The organism is Altererythrobacter chaiwopuensis, assembly GCF_054957755.1.
The window spans coordinates 785,779-800,223 of the sequence record NZ_JBTXJG010000001.1; the positions used below are offsets into that span (position 1 = coordinate 785,779).

General features: G+C 62.2%; 10 protein-coding genes. 3 read left to right on the forward strand and 7 right to left on the reverse strand.

Annotated elements, in window-relative coordinates:
- Window positions 1-186 precede the first annotated feature (186 nt).
- Window positions 187-1,986 carry a tetratricopeptide repeat protein gene (locus ACX2DJ_RS03905; protein WP_462571105.1) on the forward strand — a complete coding sequence of 600 codons (1,800 nt, stop codon included), beginning with the start codon at window positions 187-189 and terminating at the stop codon, window positions 1,984-1,986.
- Between the two features lie 36 nt (window positions 1,987-2,022).
- Here the strand turns inward: ACX2DJ_RS03905 and ACX2DJ_RS03910 are convergent, their stop codons facing one another.
- The 6 genes from ACX2DJ_RS03910 to ACX2DJ_RS03935 form a co-directional block, all read right to left on the reverse strand.
- The gene (locus ACX2DJ_RS03910) at window positions 2,023-2,553 is read right to left on the reverse strand and encodes a hypothetical protein (protein WP_462571106.1); all 531 of its coding nucleotides are present in this window, start codon (window positions 2,551-2,553) and stop codon (window positions 2,023-2,025) included.
- Between the two features lie 69 nt (window positions 2,554-2,622).
- The gene (locus ACX2DJ_RS03915; RefSeq protein ID WP_462571107.1) at window positions 2,623-3,606 is read right to left on the reverse strand and encodes a quinone oxidoreductase family protein; all 984 of its coding nucleotides are present in this window, start codon (window positions 3,604-3,606) and stop codon (window positions 2,623-2,625) included.
- A gap of 24 nt (window positions 3,607-3,630) precedes the next feature.
- A complete protein-coding gene (locus ACX2DJ_RS03920) occupies window positions 3,631-4,485 on the reverse strand; it encodes a formate/nitrite transporter family protein (protein WP_462571108.1) in 855 nt (284 codons plus the stop codon).
- An 84-nt stretch (window positions 4,486-4,569) separates the two neighbouring features.
- The gene (locus ACX2DJ_RS03925) at window positions 4,570-6,447 is read right to left on the reverse strand and encodes a hydantoinase B/oxoprolinase family protein (protein ID WP_462571109.1); all 1,878 of its coding nucleotides are present in this window, start codon (window positions 6,445-6,447) and stop codon (window positions 4,570-4,572) included.
- A gap of 122 nt (window positions 6,448-6,569) precedes the next feature.
- Window positions 6,570-8,639 (reverse strand): hydantoinase/oxoprolinase family protein, encoded by a 2,070-nt coding sequence (locus ACX2DJ_RS03930; protein ID WP_462571110.1) that lies wholly within the window; start codon window positions 8,637-8,639, stop codon window positions 6,570-6,572.
- A 23-nt stretch (window positions 8,640-8,662) separates the two neighbouring features.
- Window positions 8,663-9,571 carry a hydroxymethylglutaryl-CoA lyase gene (locus ACX2DJ_RS03935; protein ID WP_462571111.1) on the reverse strand — a complete coding sequence of 303 codons (909 nt, stop codon included), beginning with the start codon at window positions 9,569-9,571 and terminating at the stop codon, window positions 8,663-8,665.
- A 206-nt stretch (window positions 9,572-9,777) separates the two neighbouring features.
- On the opposite strand from ACX2DJ_RS03935, the gene ACX2DJ_RS03940 reads away from it, so the two are divergent.
- Window positions 9,778-10,959 (forward strand): CaiB/BaiF CoA transferase family protein, encoded by a 1,182-nt coding sequence (locus tag ACX2DJ_RS03940; protein ID WP_462571112.1) that lies wholly within the window; start codon window positions 9,778-9,780, stop codon window positions 10,957-10,959.
- Window positions 10,960-10,974: 15 nt separating this feature from the next.
- Here the strand turns inward: ACX2DJ_RS03940 and ACX2DJ_RS03945 are convergent, their stop codons facing one another.
- Window positions 10,975-11,622: a GntR family transcriptional regulator gene (locus tag ACX2DJ_RS03945; protein ID WP_462571113.1), complete on the reverse strand. Its 648-nt coding sequence runs from the start codon at window positions 11,620-11,622 to the stop codon at window positions 10,975-10,977.
- A gap of 283 nt (window positions 11,623-11,905) precedes the next feature.
- Between ACX2DJ_RS03945 and ACX2DJ_RS03950 the strand changes: the two genes are divergently transcribed.
- Window positions 11,906-14,422 (forward strand): TonB-dependent receptor, encoded by a 2,517-nt coding sequence (locus ACX2DJ_RS03950; RefSeq protein ID WP_462571114.1) that lies wholly within the window; start codon window positions 11,906-11,908, stop codon window positions 14,420-14,422.
- The last annotated feature ends 23 nt before the right edge of the window (window positions 14,423-14,445 follow it).

Consider the following 14,445-nt stretch of genomic DNA (forward strand, 5'->3'; position numbering starts at 1 on the left):
GTGCCAATCGCCCAGCTGCGGACAAAGCCGAATTCGTCCGGGCGCCGGAGCCGGAATGGCCAATCGGAGAATTCTGCGCTACAGTTCAGCTATTGAGAATCTGGCTTGGTGGCTTCGGGAAGACCGATTTCTGCCTCAAGCCAAAAACCTGGCGGGTCGCGCGAAACCTTTTTGGGAGGGACCGCTATGCTAAGATTCATGGGACTGTCGGCACTGTTGATCGGGTCGAGCGGGATTGCCGCGTCAGCCTATTTCGACAATGCTGCAATGGTTGAAACCCGCAAGCTGGCAGCGCTTGATCCATCGTTGGCTGGCCGAAATGCGTGCCGCGGCATCGACGCGAACGGCGCGTTGCTGGACAAGAGGCTGGAAATTGCTGCGGCGAAATCACCGCAGCTGCTTTCGTCGGTTTCTGCCACCACCTTCCCTCTCTACTCCCAGATACCCGCTTCGGATATCGATGTAACGGGCATGTCAGGCGAGGCGCGCAGATATTTCGACCAAGGCGTATCCTTCCTGTACGGCTTCAACCACAAGGCTGCGGTCAAATCGTTTCGAACGGCCCGCAGTTTCGCGCCGGAATGCGCCATGTGCTGGTGGGGTGAAGCAACGGCCAATGGCCTGAACATCAACGCCGGTATAAACGAGGAGCAAAACCGCCGTGCAATCTTCGCAATCAAGCAAGCACAAAGATTGTCGGCAGATTCCAGCCCTGCCGAAAAAGCGCTGATCGCGGCGGCGGCACTGCGCTTTCCCGATGATCTATCGGCAGACCGTGGCGCGCTTGAACGGGAGTATTCCAACTCGATGATGGAAATTGCCCGCCGCTTCCCGGCGAGCGATGACATTGCGGTTCTGGCAGCGGAATCCGCCATGAACACAACCCCCTGGGATTACTGGGTCGATAGTGACGGAAAGCGAGTGGCCAAACCGCAGATTGCAGCGGCGATCGCACTGATCGACAAGGTGATGGAACGAAACCCTGCCCATCCCCAAGCGTCCCATCTCTATATCCATCTTACAGAAAACGGGCCCAATCCCAGCATGGGCGAAGTTGCCGCCGATCGCCTGGTCACGCATGCGCCTCCAACGCTGGGGCATCTGGTCCACATGCCCGCGCACATTTTCTATCGGATCGGGCGATACAAGGATTCGATTGCCGCCAATATCAAGGCTGCGCGAGCCGACGAGGAGTATCTGCACCTTGCCGGCGATGACGGTTTGTACCGGTTCGGTTATTACCCTCACAATGTGCATTTCCTGCTCACATCGGCGCAGATGGCAGGCGACATGCTTACGGTCGCGAACGAGACTGAGCGCCTCAAGCGGATTGTCGGAGTAGAGGCAGCGCGAGAAATGCCCTGGGTGCAGGCCATTCACGCGGCGCCATCCTTTGCGTTGACCCAATTCGCTTCGAACGATGCGGTGCTGGCATTGACCCAGCAGCCATCCGAACTTGCCTATGTCGAGGCGATGCGCCACTACGCCCGAGCCGTGGCTTACGCAAGAATTGGCAACGACCAGGCTTTTTCCGCCGAGATTGAAAAGATGCACCAGCTTGCGAGCGAGCCGCAAGTAACCGCGATGGTAGATGCAGGCTTTCCCGCTCCAGACATAATCAGGCTGGCTGCGCTGGTCGCAAAGGGACGCCACGCACACAGCAAGGGCAAGTTTGACGCGGCTGCGGATCATTATCGGGCAGCACAGGCGATCGAACGGACCATTCCCTATACCGAACCGCCTTATTGGTATTATCCGATCGCCCAATCGCTGGGTGCATCGCTGTACAAGGCTGGCAAATACGGGGATGCACAGGCGGCCTTTCGTCAAGCATTGTTCCAGGCGCCGAACAGTGGCTGGGCACTTTACGGTCTTGCCCAGACCGAAGCGAAACTCGGAAACGAGCTGGAGGCGAAAGCGGCGTCTGCAGCATTGGACAAGGCATGGATCGGCAATCGCGATTGGCTGGTAATGGACCGATTGTGATGCGCATTGGCCAACAGTTGGCGTTCGCCGCCAGTGTCAGTCGATCAGTGCGGCGCGCAGCTTGGGATTGAGCGAAGTGATGTAGTTGAGCCACTTCTTTGGCCGGCGCAGCATGTCCTGGGGATAGGTCACCTTGATCCCGGCGATCCTGGCAATCTCGCCCACGAAATGGATGCAATTGCGCTTTTCGAGGTCGTAATACTTGCCCGGTGCATCTCGCCATGCCTTCACCAGCGCGGCAATTTCGCTATATTGCTCGTCGCTTATCGTCACAGTGAAATGGCGGTTGGTCCTGGCGATATATTTCGGCTCTTCCACCATCACATCGTGTTCGACCGGGCCGCTGAGGATCGCGGTGGACACCTTCTTGGCGGTGAAGCCGTAATTCTCGCTCACCTTCTTGCCGGTCTCCTCCAGCGTGCCCTCCATCACGATGAAGGCATGCGGATAACGCCCCACCAGCACCGAGCCATTGAAGCTGTGGAAGCTGAGCTTGACCTCGGCCAGCACGGGCGAAGCCCAGCCGAGCGAAAATGCAGCAAGCAGGATGGTGAAAATGCGGCCCATTGCGCAGCTATTATCGCTGTGTTCCGGCAAAGGGCAAGCCCGGCGTGGCTCTTTCCGCTTGTCGGGCACTCAGGGAACCAGCACGGTCGAACCGGTCGTGCGTCTCGCTTCCAGGTCAATCTGCGCCTGGGCTGCATCCTTCAGGGCATAGGTCTGGCCGATGGTGACCTTGACCTGCCCCGATCCCAGCATGTCCCACACACGGGTGATGCCTAGCGTGCGGTCTTCGGGCGTGGCGTAATAGTGGAAAATCGTCGGGCGGGTCACGAATAGCGAGCCCTTCTGCGCCAGCAGGCCCAAATTGACGCCTTCGACCGGGCCCGAGGCATTGCCGAAACTTACCAGCAGGCCGCGCGGGCAAAGGCTGTCGAGCGAGGGCATGAAAGTGACCATGCCCACCCCGTCGAACACCACCGGCACGCCGGCCCCGGCGGTCAGTTCCCGCACGTGCGGGGCGATATCTTCACGGTCATAGCGGATCACGTGATCGCAGCCGGCCTCACGCACGGTGGCGGCCTTGGCATCGGAAGAAACCGTGCCGATCACCTTGACCCCGATTGCCTTGAGCCATTGCACCATGATCAGGCCAACCCCGCCCGCGGCGGCGTGGACCAGCACTGTGTCGCCGGCCTCAAGGTCGGCGCAGCGTTCGACCAGCGCCTCGACCGTGGCAGCCTTGACAAGCGCAGCTGCGGCCAGTTCATCGCTGACATTGCCGGGCAGCTTGAACAGCGCATCGGCGGGCAACGCCCGGTGGGTGGCATAGGCACCAAGGCCCGGCCCTATATAGGCGACGCGGTCGCCCATGGCATGGCCTGTCACGCCCGCACCGAGCGCAATGATGCGCCCTGCGGCTTCCAGCCCCAGCCCGCTTGGCAATTCCACTGGATAGAGGCCGCTGCGGTGATAGGTGTCGATGAAGTTGAGCCCGACAGCGCTGTGTTCGATCAGCACTTCACCCGGTGCCGGCACCGGCAAATCGCCTTCCGCCCATTCGATCACTTCGGGGCCGCCGAAGCGGCTGATCTGCGCGCGCAGGTATGTCGTGGTCATATGTTCTCCCGTGTCGCTTTTGCCCTACATCCGGGTGCGGCTGGCATCCGCCTCGTCGTGCAGGCGGTTGACGGTGGCCTTCAGTTCGCGCCGGATCTGTGCCCAGGCGATCAGCGCGAACAGCACCGTGCCGCCCAAGAGATTGCCGATCAGCGTAGGCAGGATATTGCTCAGCATCATTTCGCCGATCGCACCCTCGCCGATCCATGCCAGCAGGAATATCTCGCACGATCCGACCACGACATGGGTGAAATCGCCCACCGCAATAACATAGGTGACCAGCAAGACCATGCCCAGGAAGCTGTTGCCCGAACTCGGCCGCATCCACACCAGCGCGGCAATCAGCAGGCCCGATGGCAGCCCTTTCACAAAGCTTTCGGTGACGCTGAGATCGGCCACCTTATGGCTGATTTCGAGCATGGCGGCGAGCGTTTCGGGCGTCACCATGGGCGTCTTGGCGAACATCAGCGCCATAGTGGCGGTGCCGATCAAATTGGCCGCCAGGCTGATCGCCCACACGCGTGACAGATTGCCGACATTCCTGGCCGATGGCGAGGCAATCGTTGGCAGCACCGGGGTAATGGTGTTCTCTGTAAAGAGTTGCAGGCGGCAGAAAATGACCAGCACGAAGCCCACGGTATAGCCCAGGCTGTCGATCGCATGGCCCGCCGCCATACCCTTGGTTTCGGCATGGAGCACCGCCTTGAGCAACAGCGAGAAGGACAGCAGAAAGCCCGCCGCCACTGCCGACCAGAACAGCGAGGCCGAGGGGCGCCCCATCTCCTCGATCCCCTCGCGCGCGACTTCGATATAGATCTGCGGCGATGTCAGCGAATCAGGCGGAGCTTGCGCTTCCTCGATGATCTCGTTCTCGCCCATGCCTGCTCCCGTCGTTGCAGCAAATTGCGCCAATCCATAGCCTTATCAAGCGACGGCAACCGCATAAGTTCCGGCAGTGCAACCTCAGGCGGCTCCCGCCCACACCGGCTGTATCGGCGCGGGCAGGCCGGTTTCCGCTTCGCAGGATTCGCGCAATTTGTCGATTCCGGGTCCATAATCGAACAGCGGCAGTTCGCCGCGCCCGGCGCGGATTGCGGTGCGCAGCTTGTCCGTCGCCGCACTATCGACCGTGCCGTTTTCATCAGCGACCACGCCATAGGGGCGCGCGCCTTCCGGTGTGACCAGGCCCTGGCGAATTTCCAGACCGACCAGCTCCGGATCGCGCTCAAGCGGATCACCCCAGCCGCCGCCGCCCCAGGTGATATAATGCAGCAGGTCGCCGGCCTTGACCGGCACATCCTCCACCTTGTTGCCGATGATTTCGGTGGTGCCGTCGGCGCGTTCGAGCACTTTCTTCGCGCGCGTGCCGGGATGCCCGCCGTTGACGCCCCATGGCGGGACGAACCAGCGGTCATCATGCACCGCGATCTCGCCATCGGCTAAAAAGCGGTAGGTCATGTGGATGCCATTGCCGCCGCGGTGCAGCCCCGCGCCGCCGCTGTCGGGCTCGGTCGAGTAGCGTTCGATCCGCAGCGGGAAATAACGCTCGAGGAATTCGTTGGGGACATTGGTGAAGCCGGGCCACAGCGAATGTCCGTCCGGCCCGTCGCCCAGCGGGCGGCCGGGAATGCCGCCAAAGCCGATCTGGAACAGCTGGAACCATTCGGGCGGCTTGTCGTCTCGCGCGTCCCAGCCGGAATAGAACAGGTGCGGGCTTGAACTGAAGCCTGCCGCATTGAGGAATTCGGGCGTGCCCTGGCCCAGCAATCCCCCCAGAATGTCGAAGATACGGCCCAGCGCATGAGTGCGGCCCGAAAGCGCGGCAGGGAATTTCGGCTTCAGCAGCGATCCCTCTGGTATGCGCACTTCGATCAGATCGTAGAACCCGTCATTGAACAGGATCTGCGGGTCGAACACCATGATCATGTAGATACCGAAGAACATCTTGAACATGTTCTCGTTGAGATAGAAATTGATCGAGGCGGCGGATTGCGGGTCGGTGCCGTCGAAATCGAGCACCACCTTGTCGCCCTCGCGCCACATGGTGCATCTGATCCGGTAGGGGCCAAAGCCCTTGCCATCGTCGCAGATGTAATCCTCGAAGCTCACCGGCTCCTCGGCCACTGCCATGCCGATCAGCGCCTTCATTGCGCGATAATTGCGGTCGAGCAGTTCCTGCGTCGCCGAGTAATAGACATCGTCGCCGAAGCGATCGGCCATTTCGACCACCCGCCGCGCGGCGACCCGGCACGATGCGATCAGCGCGTTCAGATCGGCCTGGCACCAGTCGGGCTTGCGCGTCTGGTGCATCACCAGCTTCATCAGATCGGCATTGTATTCGCCCTTTTTCCAGATCTTCACCGGCGGGATGCGCACCCCTTCCTCGAAGATCGAGCTGGCGCCGATCGGCATCGATCCGGGCACCGAGCCGCCGATGTCGCTCTGGTGGCCGAACATGGCGGTATAGGCGATCAGTCGCCCGTCCTTGAACACCGGCAGCAGCACCAGCCAGTCGTTCGAGTGCGAAATCGCGCCTTCGCAGGAATATGGATCACTGAGGAAGATCATGTCGCCATCCTCCAGCGTATCGTCATAGCCCTTGAGGAAGCCGCCGATGAAGCTGCCGAACTGGCCGACGATCATCTTGCCCTTGGGGTCCGCGATCAGCGGGAAGGCGTCACCCTGTTCGCGGATGCCGGGGCTCATTGCGGTGCGCACCAGCGTGGCGTCCATCTCGATGCGGGCATTGCGCAGCGCGTTCTCGATGATGTCGAGCGTGACCGGGTCGATCCTGACCTTCTCGAAGGGCGTGGGGTTGGTTTCGATGATTTGTGCCGGCATCGCTTGCTCCTGAAATCTCTAATTCGTCATTCCGGCGAAGGCCGGAATCCAGATGCGGCGAAGGTGGTTCCGCGCTGGACCCCGGCCTGCGCCGGGGTGACGTGAAAGGGGAAAGACGGGCGTCATTCCGACACCGGATTGATGAGAATATTGCCGACTGCATCGACCCTGGCCACGCAGCCGCTTTCGACCAGCGTGGTCGAATCCATTTCGGTGATGATCGCGGGGCCGGGAATCACATCGCCTTGGCGCAGCCGACTGCGGTCATAGATCGCTGCGGCCTGCTCGCGCCCGTCCATCCACAGCACATGGTCGCGGATCTTGGCGGCCGCTGGGTCGCCGTCGCCCTTTTCCAGTTCGGCGGCGGGAAGCGCCGGCGCCTGGCCCAGCGCCACCGCGCGCAGGTTCACGATTTCATGCGGGGTATCCATGTTGAAGGTGAAGAGGCGCAAATGCTCCTCGTCGAAGCGCGCCAATATGCCTTCGATCCCGTCTTTCTCGAGCACCGCCTTGTCGATCGTCAGCGGCACTTCGAAGGCCTGTCCGGTATAGCGGATATCGACTTCGAACTGCGTGGTAACCTGCTCTTCCGGCACCCCGTCAGCCAGCAGCTCACTGCGGGTCTGCGCCGCCATTTCATCAAGCACGGCTTCGAGATCGGCAATGCCGATATCCTTTGCCAGGCGGTTGAAGCTGCGTGCGGTTTCAGTGCGCATCCGCGTGGTTGCATCACCCAGCGCACACAGCACGCCCGGCGAAACGGGCGAGATCGCAGGCCAGCTGCCCATCAGCCGCGCCACCGCATTGACATGCAGCGGACCTGCCCCGCCAAAGCCCATCAGCGCGAATTCGCGCGGGTCATATCCTTGCTGCACGCTGATCATCCTGAGCGCGCCGAACATGTTCTCGTTGACGATATCGATGATCCCGCGCGCCGCCTCCATCAAGGTGACACCCAACGCATCGGCAATCGTCTGTACCGCCTTTTTCGCGCCTTCGCGGTCAAGCTTGAAACTGCCGCCCAGCAGGTCTTCGGGCAAATAGCCCAGCACGACATTGGCGTCGGTCACCGTCGGCAGTTCGCCGCCCTTGCCATAGGCGACTGGGCCGGGCACCGCGCCCGCGCTTTCGGGGCCAACCCGCAGCGCCCCGGTCAGCTGGGGCACATGCGCGATCGAACCGCCACCCGCGCCCACGGTCTTCACGTCGAGCGAGGAAGCGCGCACCGACAGATGGCCAACCTCGGTCGAACGGACCCGGCGCGGTTCAAGCCCTTCGATCAGCGCGACATCAGTGCTGGTGCCGCCGACGTCGAGCGTGAGAATGTTGGTGAAGCCGGCATTCTTCGCCACCCATAGCGCGCCGGTAACCCCGCCTGCGGGGCCGGACATCAATATGTTGACCGGATGCTCCTCGGCCTTCTGGCTGCTCATCAGCCCGCCGTCCGAGCGCAGCAGCGAGAGCTTGCCCTTGAGCCCTTCGTCCTCCAGCTTGCTGCGCAGGTTGGAGACATATTTGCTCACCACCGGGCGCACCGCGGCGTTGGCAACGGTCGACAGCGTACGTTCGTATTCCTGCATCTCGGGCAGCACTTCGTGGCTCAGCGACACGGGAATGCCGGGCAGTTCCTCTGCCGCGATCTCGCCGATGCGCTTTTCATGCGCGCCGTTGACATAGGCGTTGATCAGGCTGACGGTGAGTGCTTCGATCCCTTGCCCCTTGAGCTTGCGCAGCGCGGCGCGCACCGCCTTTTCATCAAGCGGGCGCACTTCCCGGCCATCGGCATCCATCCGCCCCGGCACTTCAACCGTATCTTCCAGATGCGCGAGCGGCTGCGGCTTGGGCCACACGATCCATGCAGCAAGGCCGCCGGGTACGAAGCTGCGCGCGATCTGCATGATGTCGCGGTAACCCTCGGTGGTCACCAGCCCGACCTTGGCGCCCTTGCCTTCAAGCACGGCATTGGTCGCCACCGTAGTGCCATGGAGGAAATAGGAGATGTCGCTGGCCGAAACGCCCGCTTCGGCGGTGATCGCCTTCACCCCGTTGAGTATCCCTTCCGAGCTGTCATGCGGGGTTGAGGGCGTCTTGTGGCGCCAGAATTTCCCGCTTTGCTCGTCGAACAGCAGCAGGTCGGTGAAGGTTCCCCCCACATCGACGCCCAATCTGTACTTATCGGGCCTGTAAGTCATAGTCTCTCCGTGGCTATATTCGGTCAGGCCGCTCGTGCGACCAAGGATGGCAAGGCCCGGCCCAGTCTTTCGGCGAACCAATGGTTGGCGGCGATGGCTGCCTCGAGCTCGATTCCCGTGTCGATGCCCGAACGCTCCATCATGTAAACCAGATCCTCTGTGGCAATATTCCCCGTCGCCTTGGGGGCAAAGGGGCAGCCGCCCAGCCCGCCAAGCGATGCGTCGAATATGCGCACGCCCGCCTGATACGCTGCCCAGGCATTGGCGATGCCGGTGCCGCGCGTATCGTGGAAATGCGCGCGCATCGGGATCCTGCCGCCAAGCAGTTCACCCAGGCGCCCGAACAAATCCCCCACCTGCGCCGGAACGCCCACGCCGATGGTATCCGCCAGCGCGATTTCCTCCGGCCCTTCGGCGGCCATTTCCTCGGCAATGGCGAGCACGGTTTCAGGCTGCACCTCGCCCTCGAACGGGCAGCCAAAGGCGGCGCTGATCGTTACCTGCGCGCGCATCCCCTGTTCGCGGGCGAAGCGGATCATGGCGCGGTTCTCGGCGATGCCCTGTTCGATGGTCTGGCCCTGGTTCTTCTGCCCGAATGTGTCGCTGGCCACGATCACGCAGCCGATCTGGTCGATGCCGCGGGCTCCGCCCTCGCGCGTTGCCAGCGCGCGCATCACCCCGCGCTTGTTGAGCACCAGGCCGATATAGGTCGCATCCTTGCGATCGGGCAGGCCGGCGATCACGTCTTCCGCATCGGCCATCTGCGGCACGCGCTGCGGGTGGACGAAGCTCGCCACCTCCAGCCGCCGCGCGCCATAGTCGAGCATCCGCCCGATCATCGCCAGCTTGACTGCGCTGGGGATGATCTCGGGTTCGTTCTGCAGCCCGTCGCGCGGGCCGACTTCGACGAGTTCGATGCTTTGGGCAGCCATGGGAATAGTCTCGCTGGCAAAAAACGACTGGGCGCGTGATACGCAAATTGTATACAAATGCAAATGGCGCTTGTATAGGCCCGGTCACGTTCGGGTCCGCTTGAGCGCCGCTTGTGTCGCTCTCTGTACCCTTTGTGTGCCTTTAGGGTGCGCCTTGAGTAAATAGCTGTGTGGCGCTGGAATTTTGACGATGCGAAAGGGGTGACATGGCCGAGGGAGCGCTTTCGGGACTGCGGCTGATCGAAATGGGCCAGCTGATCGCGGGGCCATTCTGCGGCCAGCTGATGGCCGATCACGGTGCCGAAGTGATCAAGATCGAGCCGCCCAAGGTGGGCGATGCGATGCGCAACTGGGGGCAGGGTATCCCGCTGTGGTTCTCGGTCGTCGCGCGCAACAAGAAATCGATCACCCTCAATCTGCGCGAGAAGGAAGGGCAGGAGATTGTCCGCCAGCTCGCCGCCAGGGCCGATTTCCTGCTCGAGAATTTCCGTCCCGGCACGCTCGAGCGCTGGAACCTGGGGTGGGACGATCTGCACGCGATCAACCAGGCGCTGATCATGATCCGCGTTTCGGGCTATGGCCAGAGCGGCCCCTATTCCCCGCGCGCTGGCTATGGCGGGATCGGCGAGGCGATGGGCGGCATGCGATACATCGCGGGTGAGCCGGACCGCCCGCCAAGCCGGGCCGGTATCTCGATCGGCGATTCGCTCGCCGCGACCTATGCCTGCCTCGGCGCGCTGATGGCGCTCAACCACCGGCACAAGACGGGGCAGGGGCAGGTGGTCGATTCGGCGATCTATGAAGCGGTGCTGGCGATGATGGAATCGACCGTGCCCGAATATACGGTGACCGGCCATATCCGCGAACGCACCGGCTCGATCCTGCCCAAGATCGCGCCCTCCAACGTCTATCCCACCAGCGATGGCAGCGTGCTGGTGGCGGGGAACCAGGACAGCGTGTGGAAGCGCATGGCGGCGATGATGAGCGTGCCCGAACTGGGCGATGATCCGCGCTACAATTCGCACGTCGCCCGCGGCGAACGGCAGGCCGAGCTCGACGCGCTGATCGGCGAATGGACCAGGCAGCGCACCAGCCAGCAGGTGCTCGACCTGTGCGAAGAGCACGGCGTGCCGGCGGGCAATATCTACCGCGCGCCCGAGATGCTGGCCGATCCGCATTTCGCCGCGCGCGAGGCGATCATCGAAATGCCGCATCCCAAATATGATAACTTCAAGATGCAAAATGTCGCGCCCAAGCTGTCGGAAACGCCCGGCCATGTCGAATGGGTGGGGCCGGAGCTGGGCCAGCATAACGAGGAAATCTACGGCGGGCTGCTGGGGATGGATTCGCGCAAGCGCGCCGAGCTGGAAGAACGCGGGATTATCTAACCCGGCGCAGCCGCTCTACTCCGCCGCCTCGGCCGCATTCGCAAAGGTGTGAAAGGCGCGGCGCAGATGGCTGCCCATGACCGCGCGGGCCCAGCCCGGATCGCGCGCGCGGAAGGCGGCGATCAGTTCGTCATGGTCGCGCGCCGACTGCCTCAGATCCTCCACCGAATAGCTGCGCGCGGTGCGCAGTACCACCGGTTGCTCGACCAGCATGGCCAGCACCTGCGCCAGGCGCGGCGAATGCGCTGCCTCGGTGATGATCTCGTGGAAGCTGCGGTTGGCATCGAGAAAGCGCACAACGTCGGGCGGCTCCATCGTCACCGCCAGGTGCAGCTGCTGGTTGACTTCCTCGAGCCGGTCGATCTGCTCGCCTGAAAGGCGGCGCGCCGCGCGCTCGGCGGCATGGCCCTCGAGCATCTGCCTCAAGGTGAACATCTCGTCGATGTCGTCGCGGCTCCAGTCGGCCACGAAGATGCGCTTCGATTCGCTGCGCACCAGCAGCATCTCGCTCTCCAGCCGCCGCACCGCCTCGCGCACCGGCGTACGGCTGACGCCGGTGATCTGCGTCAGCTGGTCCTCGGTCAGCTGCGCGCCCGGCTTGACCGCGCCGCTGAGCAGGTGGGCGCGGATCTTGTCATAGGCGAGGTCGGAGGCGCGGCTCATCCCGGAACCCTAGGCTGCTGTGCGCCCAAAGGGGACTGAAAAGGACACAAAGGATACTGAAAAGCACAGAGAAGCAGCTGAAAGGTGCACAAACGCTCCCCCGCAAGCTGCCATCGCGACCATTTTGCCACACACCACGGCCTTCCCCCCGTTCTTGCACATTAAGCTTGACCAGGATAAATTGTATACAATATTGCGTCAATTAATTGGGTAGCGTTTGCCTGCAGCCGGCAAGTCCGGGAAAAATCCCGTACCGGCTAAAGGTTCAGGGGAGATACGACAGATGACCACCTTCAAGTACACCCTTGCGTGCGGCGCGGCGTTTGGCGCGATCATTTTGGCCAACCCCGCATTGGCGCAGGATGTCGGCAGTGAAGCAGTTGCGGAAGACGCTACCGGCAGCAACGCCATTATCGTGACCGCGCGGCGCCAGTCCGAAACGCTGGCCGAGGTTCCGAGCGCGATCACCGTGTTCACCGCAGATACGCTGGAGAAGACCGGGATCGACCGGGCTGAGGAATTCGTCCAGCTGACGCCCGGCGTGACGATTGTCACCGGCACTGCGGAAGCGGGCGATACCCAGATCAACATTCGCGGCATCAATGGCGCCCGCGACGCGGAAAGCTCGGTCGCGCTGGTGGTGGACGGCATTCTCAAGACCAACACTGCACAGCTCAACCAGGATCAGGGCACGCTGCGCCAGATTGAAATCCTCAAAGGCCCTCAGGGGGCGCTTTACGGCCGCAATGCTGCGGCTGGCGCGATCGTGATACAGACGCTCAAGCCGGCTGGCTTCCTGGAAGGCGGCATCAAGGTGAGCGCCGCAGAGGACGAGACCTACAAGGCCTCGGCCTATGTTTCGACGCCGGTGGGCGAGGGGGCCGGGCTGGTCCTGTCGGGCAGTTATTCGACCACCGACGGCTTCTACCGCAACGTGCTGCTGGATTCGAATACAGTCGATGACCAGGAAGTGTGGTCGGTCGACGGGCGCTTCGTGGCCGAACTGGGTCCGTCGACGGAGCTTGATGTCAAGGCGCGCTATGCCGATCTCAAGGGCGCATCGATCAATTACAACGCGGCCTTTGCGCTGCCCAATTTCGGTGGTGCCTTTTTCGAGGACGTCAACGAGCACCCGTTCAATTTCTATTCCAACATTCGCCCCACCAATACCCAGCAGACCTTCGAGGCATCGGCCAAGATCGAGCACGAATTCGACAGCGTCACGCTGACGGCCTGGGCGCTTTATAGCGATGTCGAACAATTGCTGACCGCCGATGGCACTTCGGCGGATTTTGCGCGCTTCACCTTCCCAGGGGCGACGCAGGATTCGGTCGACGCTTCGAATGCCTGCTTTGCCAGCACCGCCTCGCTGACCGGCTTCCCGGTCAACCCGCCGGGTTTCATCGGGGCGACGCCGGTGCCCTTCATCTTCGATCCCGTCAACGGGTCGACCTTCGGCCCCTTCGGTCCCACAACCTGTGACGGCACCCAGCTACAGGTTCGCAACCAGAGCGATTTCAGCGCCGAAGTGAGGCTCGCCTCGAACGGCGATAGCCTGGTCGACTGGCAGGTGGGTGGTTACTACCTCCATATCGACCGGGAAGTCGGGGTCAGCCTGGGCGCAGACCTGGGCAATGGCGCCAGTACGGAACTGTTCAATCCGGCTGGTTCGTTCAACCCCACCACCCAGCTCTACCACGATGATTTCTCGACCGATGTCTATGCCGTGTTCGGCTCGGCAGATTTCGAGGTGAGCGAACGCTTCGAACTCGGGCTGGCAGCGCGCTATGACATCGAGGACCGCAAGGTGCGCAACCTCGTGCCCAATGCCACCGATCCCTTTACCGGCGGCCCGATCAATCCGGGCCAGGCCTTCGGGCCGATCCCCGACCAGTCGAAGAGCTTCAAGCAGCTCCAGCCCAAGATCTCGCTGCGCTACGAGCTTTCGGATGACGTCAATCTCTACGCCAACTGGGGCATCGGCTTCAAATCGGGTGGGTTCAACAATCAGGGCTCGGCCGCGATCGTTGACCAGGCCTTCAACCAGTTCATCGGCACGGACGTGCTGATCGAGGACCAGTTCCGCAAAGAGAAATCGAGCGCCTTCGAAGCGGGTATGAAGGGCGACCTTCTGGGCGGCGCGGTGACATTCGATCTTGCAGGTTACTATACCAAGATCGACGACATGCAGTTCTTCGAATTCTTTGTTGGCGGCTTCGGCCTGCTGCGCGTGGTGTCGAATATCGACGAGGTCGAGATCTATGGCGCCGAGCTCAACCTGTCTGCCGAGATCATGCCGGGCTGGAGCGTGTTCGGTTCAGCCAATGTGACGGAGAGCGAGATCAAGGAGAATGCCTCTCGGCCGGTCACGGTCGGCAACAAGTCGCCCTATACCGCGGACTACACCCTCAACCTGGGCACCCAGCTTGACCTGCCGGTAACCGACACGCTCGATTTCGTTGCCCGGGCCGATTACCGCATCACCGGGCCGACCTGGTTCCACACCATGCAGAACAACACCTCGCCCACGCTGTTCAGCGGGCTGCTTCCGGGATCGGCGCTGGCCCTGCCTTCATTCGTGGGCGATGCGGATTACTCGCTTACCCGGCGCGATACTTTCGGCGTGCTCAACACGCGTATCGGGCTGGAAACCGACAGCTGGTCGGTCACGGCCTTTGCCGACAATCTCACCAACGAAAAATACATTGCCGAGGCGATCCCGGCGATCGAATTTGGCGGATCGTTCATTTCTCCGGGGATGTTGCGGCGCTTCGGGGTGGAGTTTGGCTACAAATTCTAGGATAAGCTGTTCACACACGCGAG

Bases quoted from the DNA above. Each gene is read 5' to 3' on its own strand.
- ACX2DJ_RS03950 (WP_462571114.1), top strand. From the start codon at position 11,906: ATGACCACCTTCAAGTACACCCTTGCGTGCGGCGCGGCGTTTGGCGCG.
- ACX2DJ_RS03940 (WP_462571112.1), top strand. From the start codon at position 9,778: ATGGCCGAGGGAGCGCTTTCGGGACTGCGGCTGATCGAAATGGGCCAG.
- ACX2DJ_RS03930 (WP_462571110.1), bottom strand. From the start codon at position 8,639: ATGACTTACAGGCCCGATAAGTACAGATTGGGCGTCGATGTGGGGGGA.
- ACX2DJ_RS03935 (WP_462571111.1), bottom strand. From the start codon at position 9,571: ATGGCTGCCCAAAGCATCGAACTCGTCGAAGTCGGCCCGCGCGACGGG.
- ACX2DJ_RS03905 (WP_462571105.1), top strand. From the start codon at position 187: ATGCTAAGATTCATGGGACTGTCGGCACTGTTGATCGGGTCGAGCGGG.
- ACX2DJ_RS03915 (WP_462571107.1), bottom strand. From the start codon at position 3,606: ATGACCACGACATACCTGCGCGCGCAGATCAGCCGCTTCGGCGGCCCC.
- ACX2DJ_RS03945 (WP_462571113.1), bottom strand. From the start codon at position 11,622: ATGAGCCGCGCCTCCGACCTCGCCTATGACAAGATCCGCGCCCACCTG.
- ACX2DJ_RS03920 (WP_462571108.1), bottom strand. From the start codon at position 4,485: ATGGGCGAGAACGAGATCATCGAGGAAGCGCAAGCTCCGCCTGATTCG.
- ACX2DJ_RS03925 (WP_462571109.1), bottom strand. From the start codon at position 6,447: ATGCCGGCACAAATCATCGAAACCAACCCCACGCCCTTCGAGAAGGTC.
- ACX2DJ_RS03910 (WP_462571106.1), bottom strand. From the start codon at position 2,553: ATGGGCCGCATTTTCACCATCCTGCTTGCTGCATTTTCGCTCGGCTGG.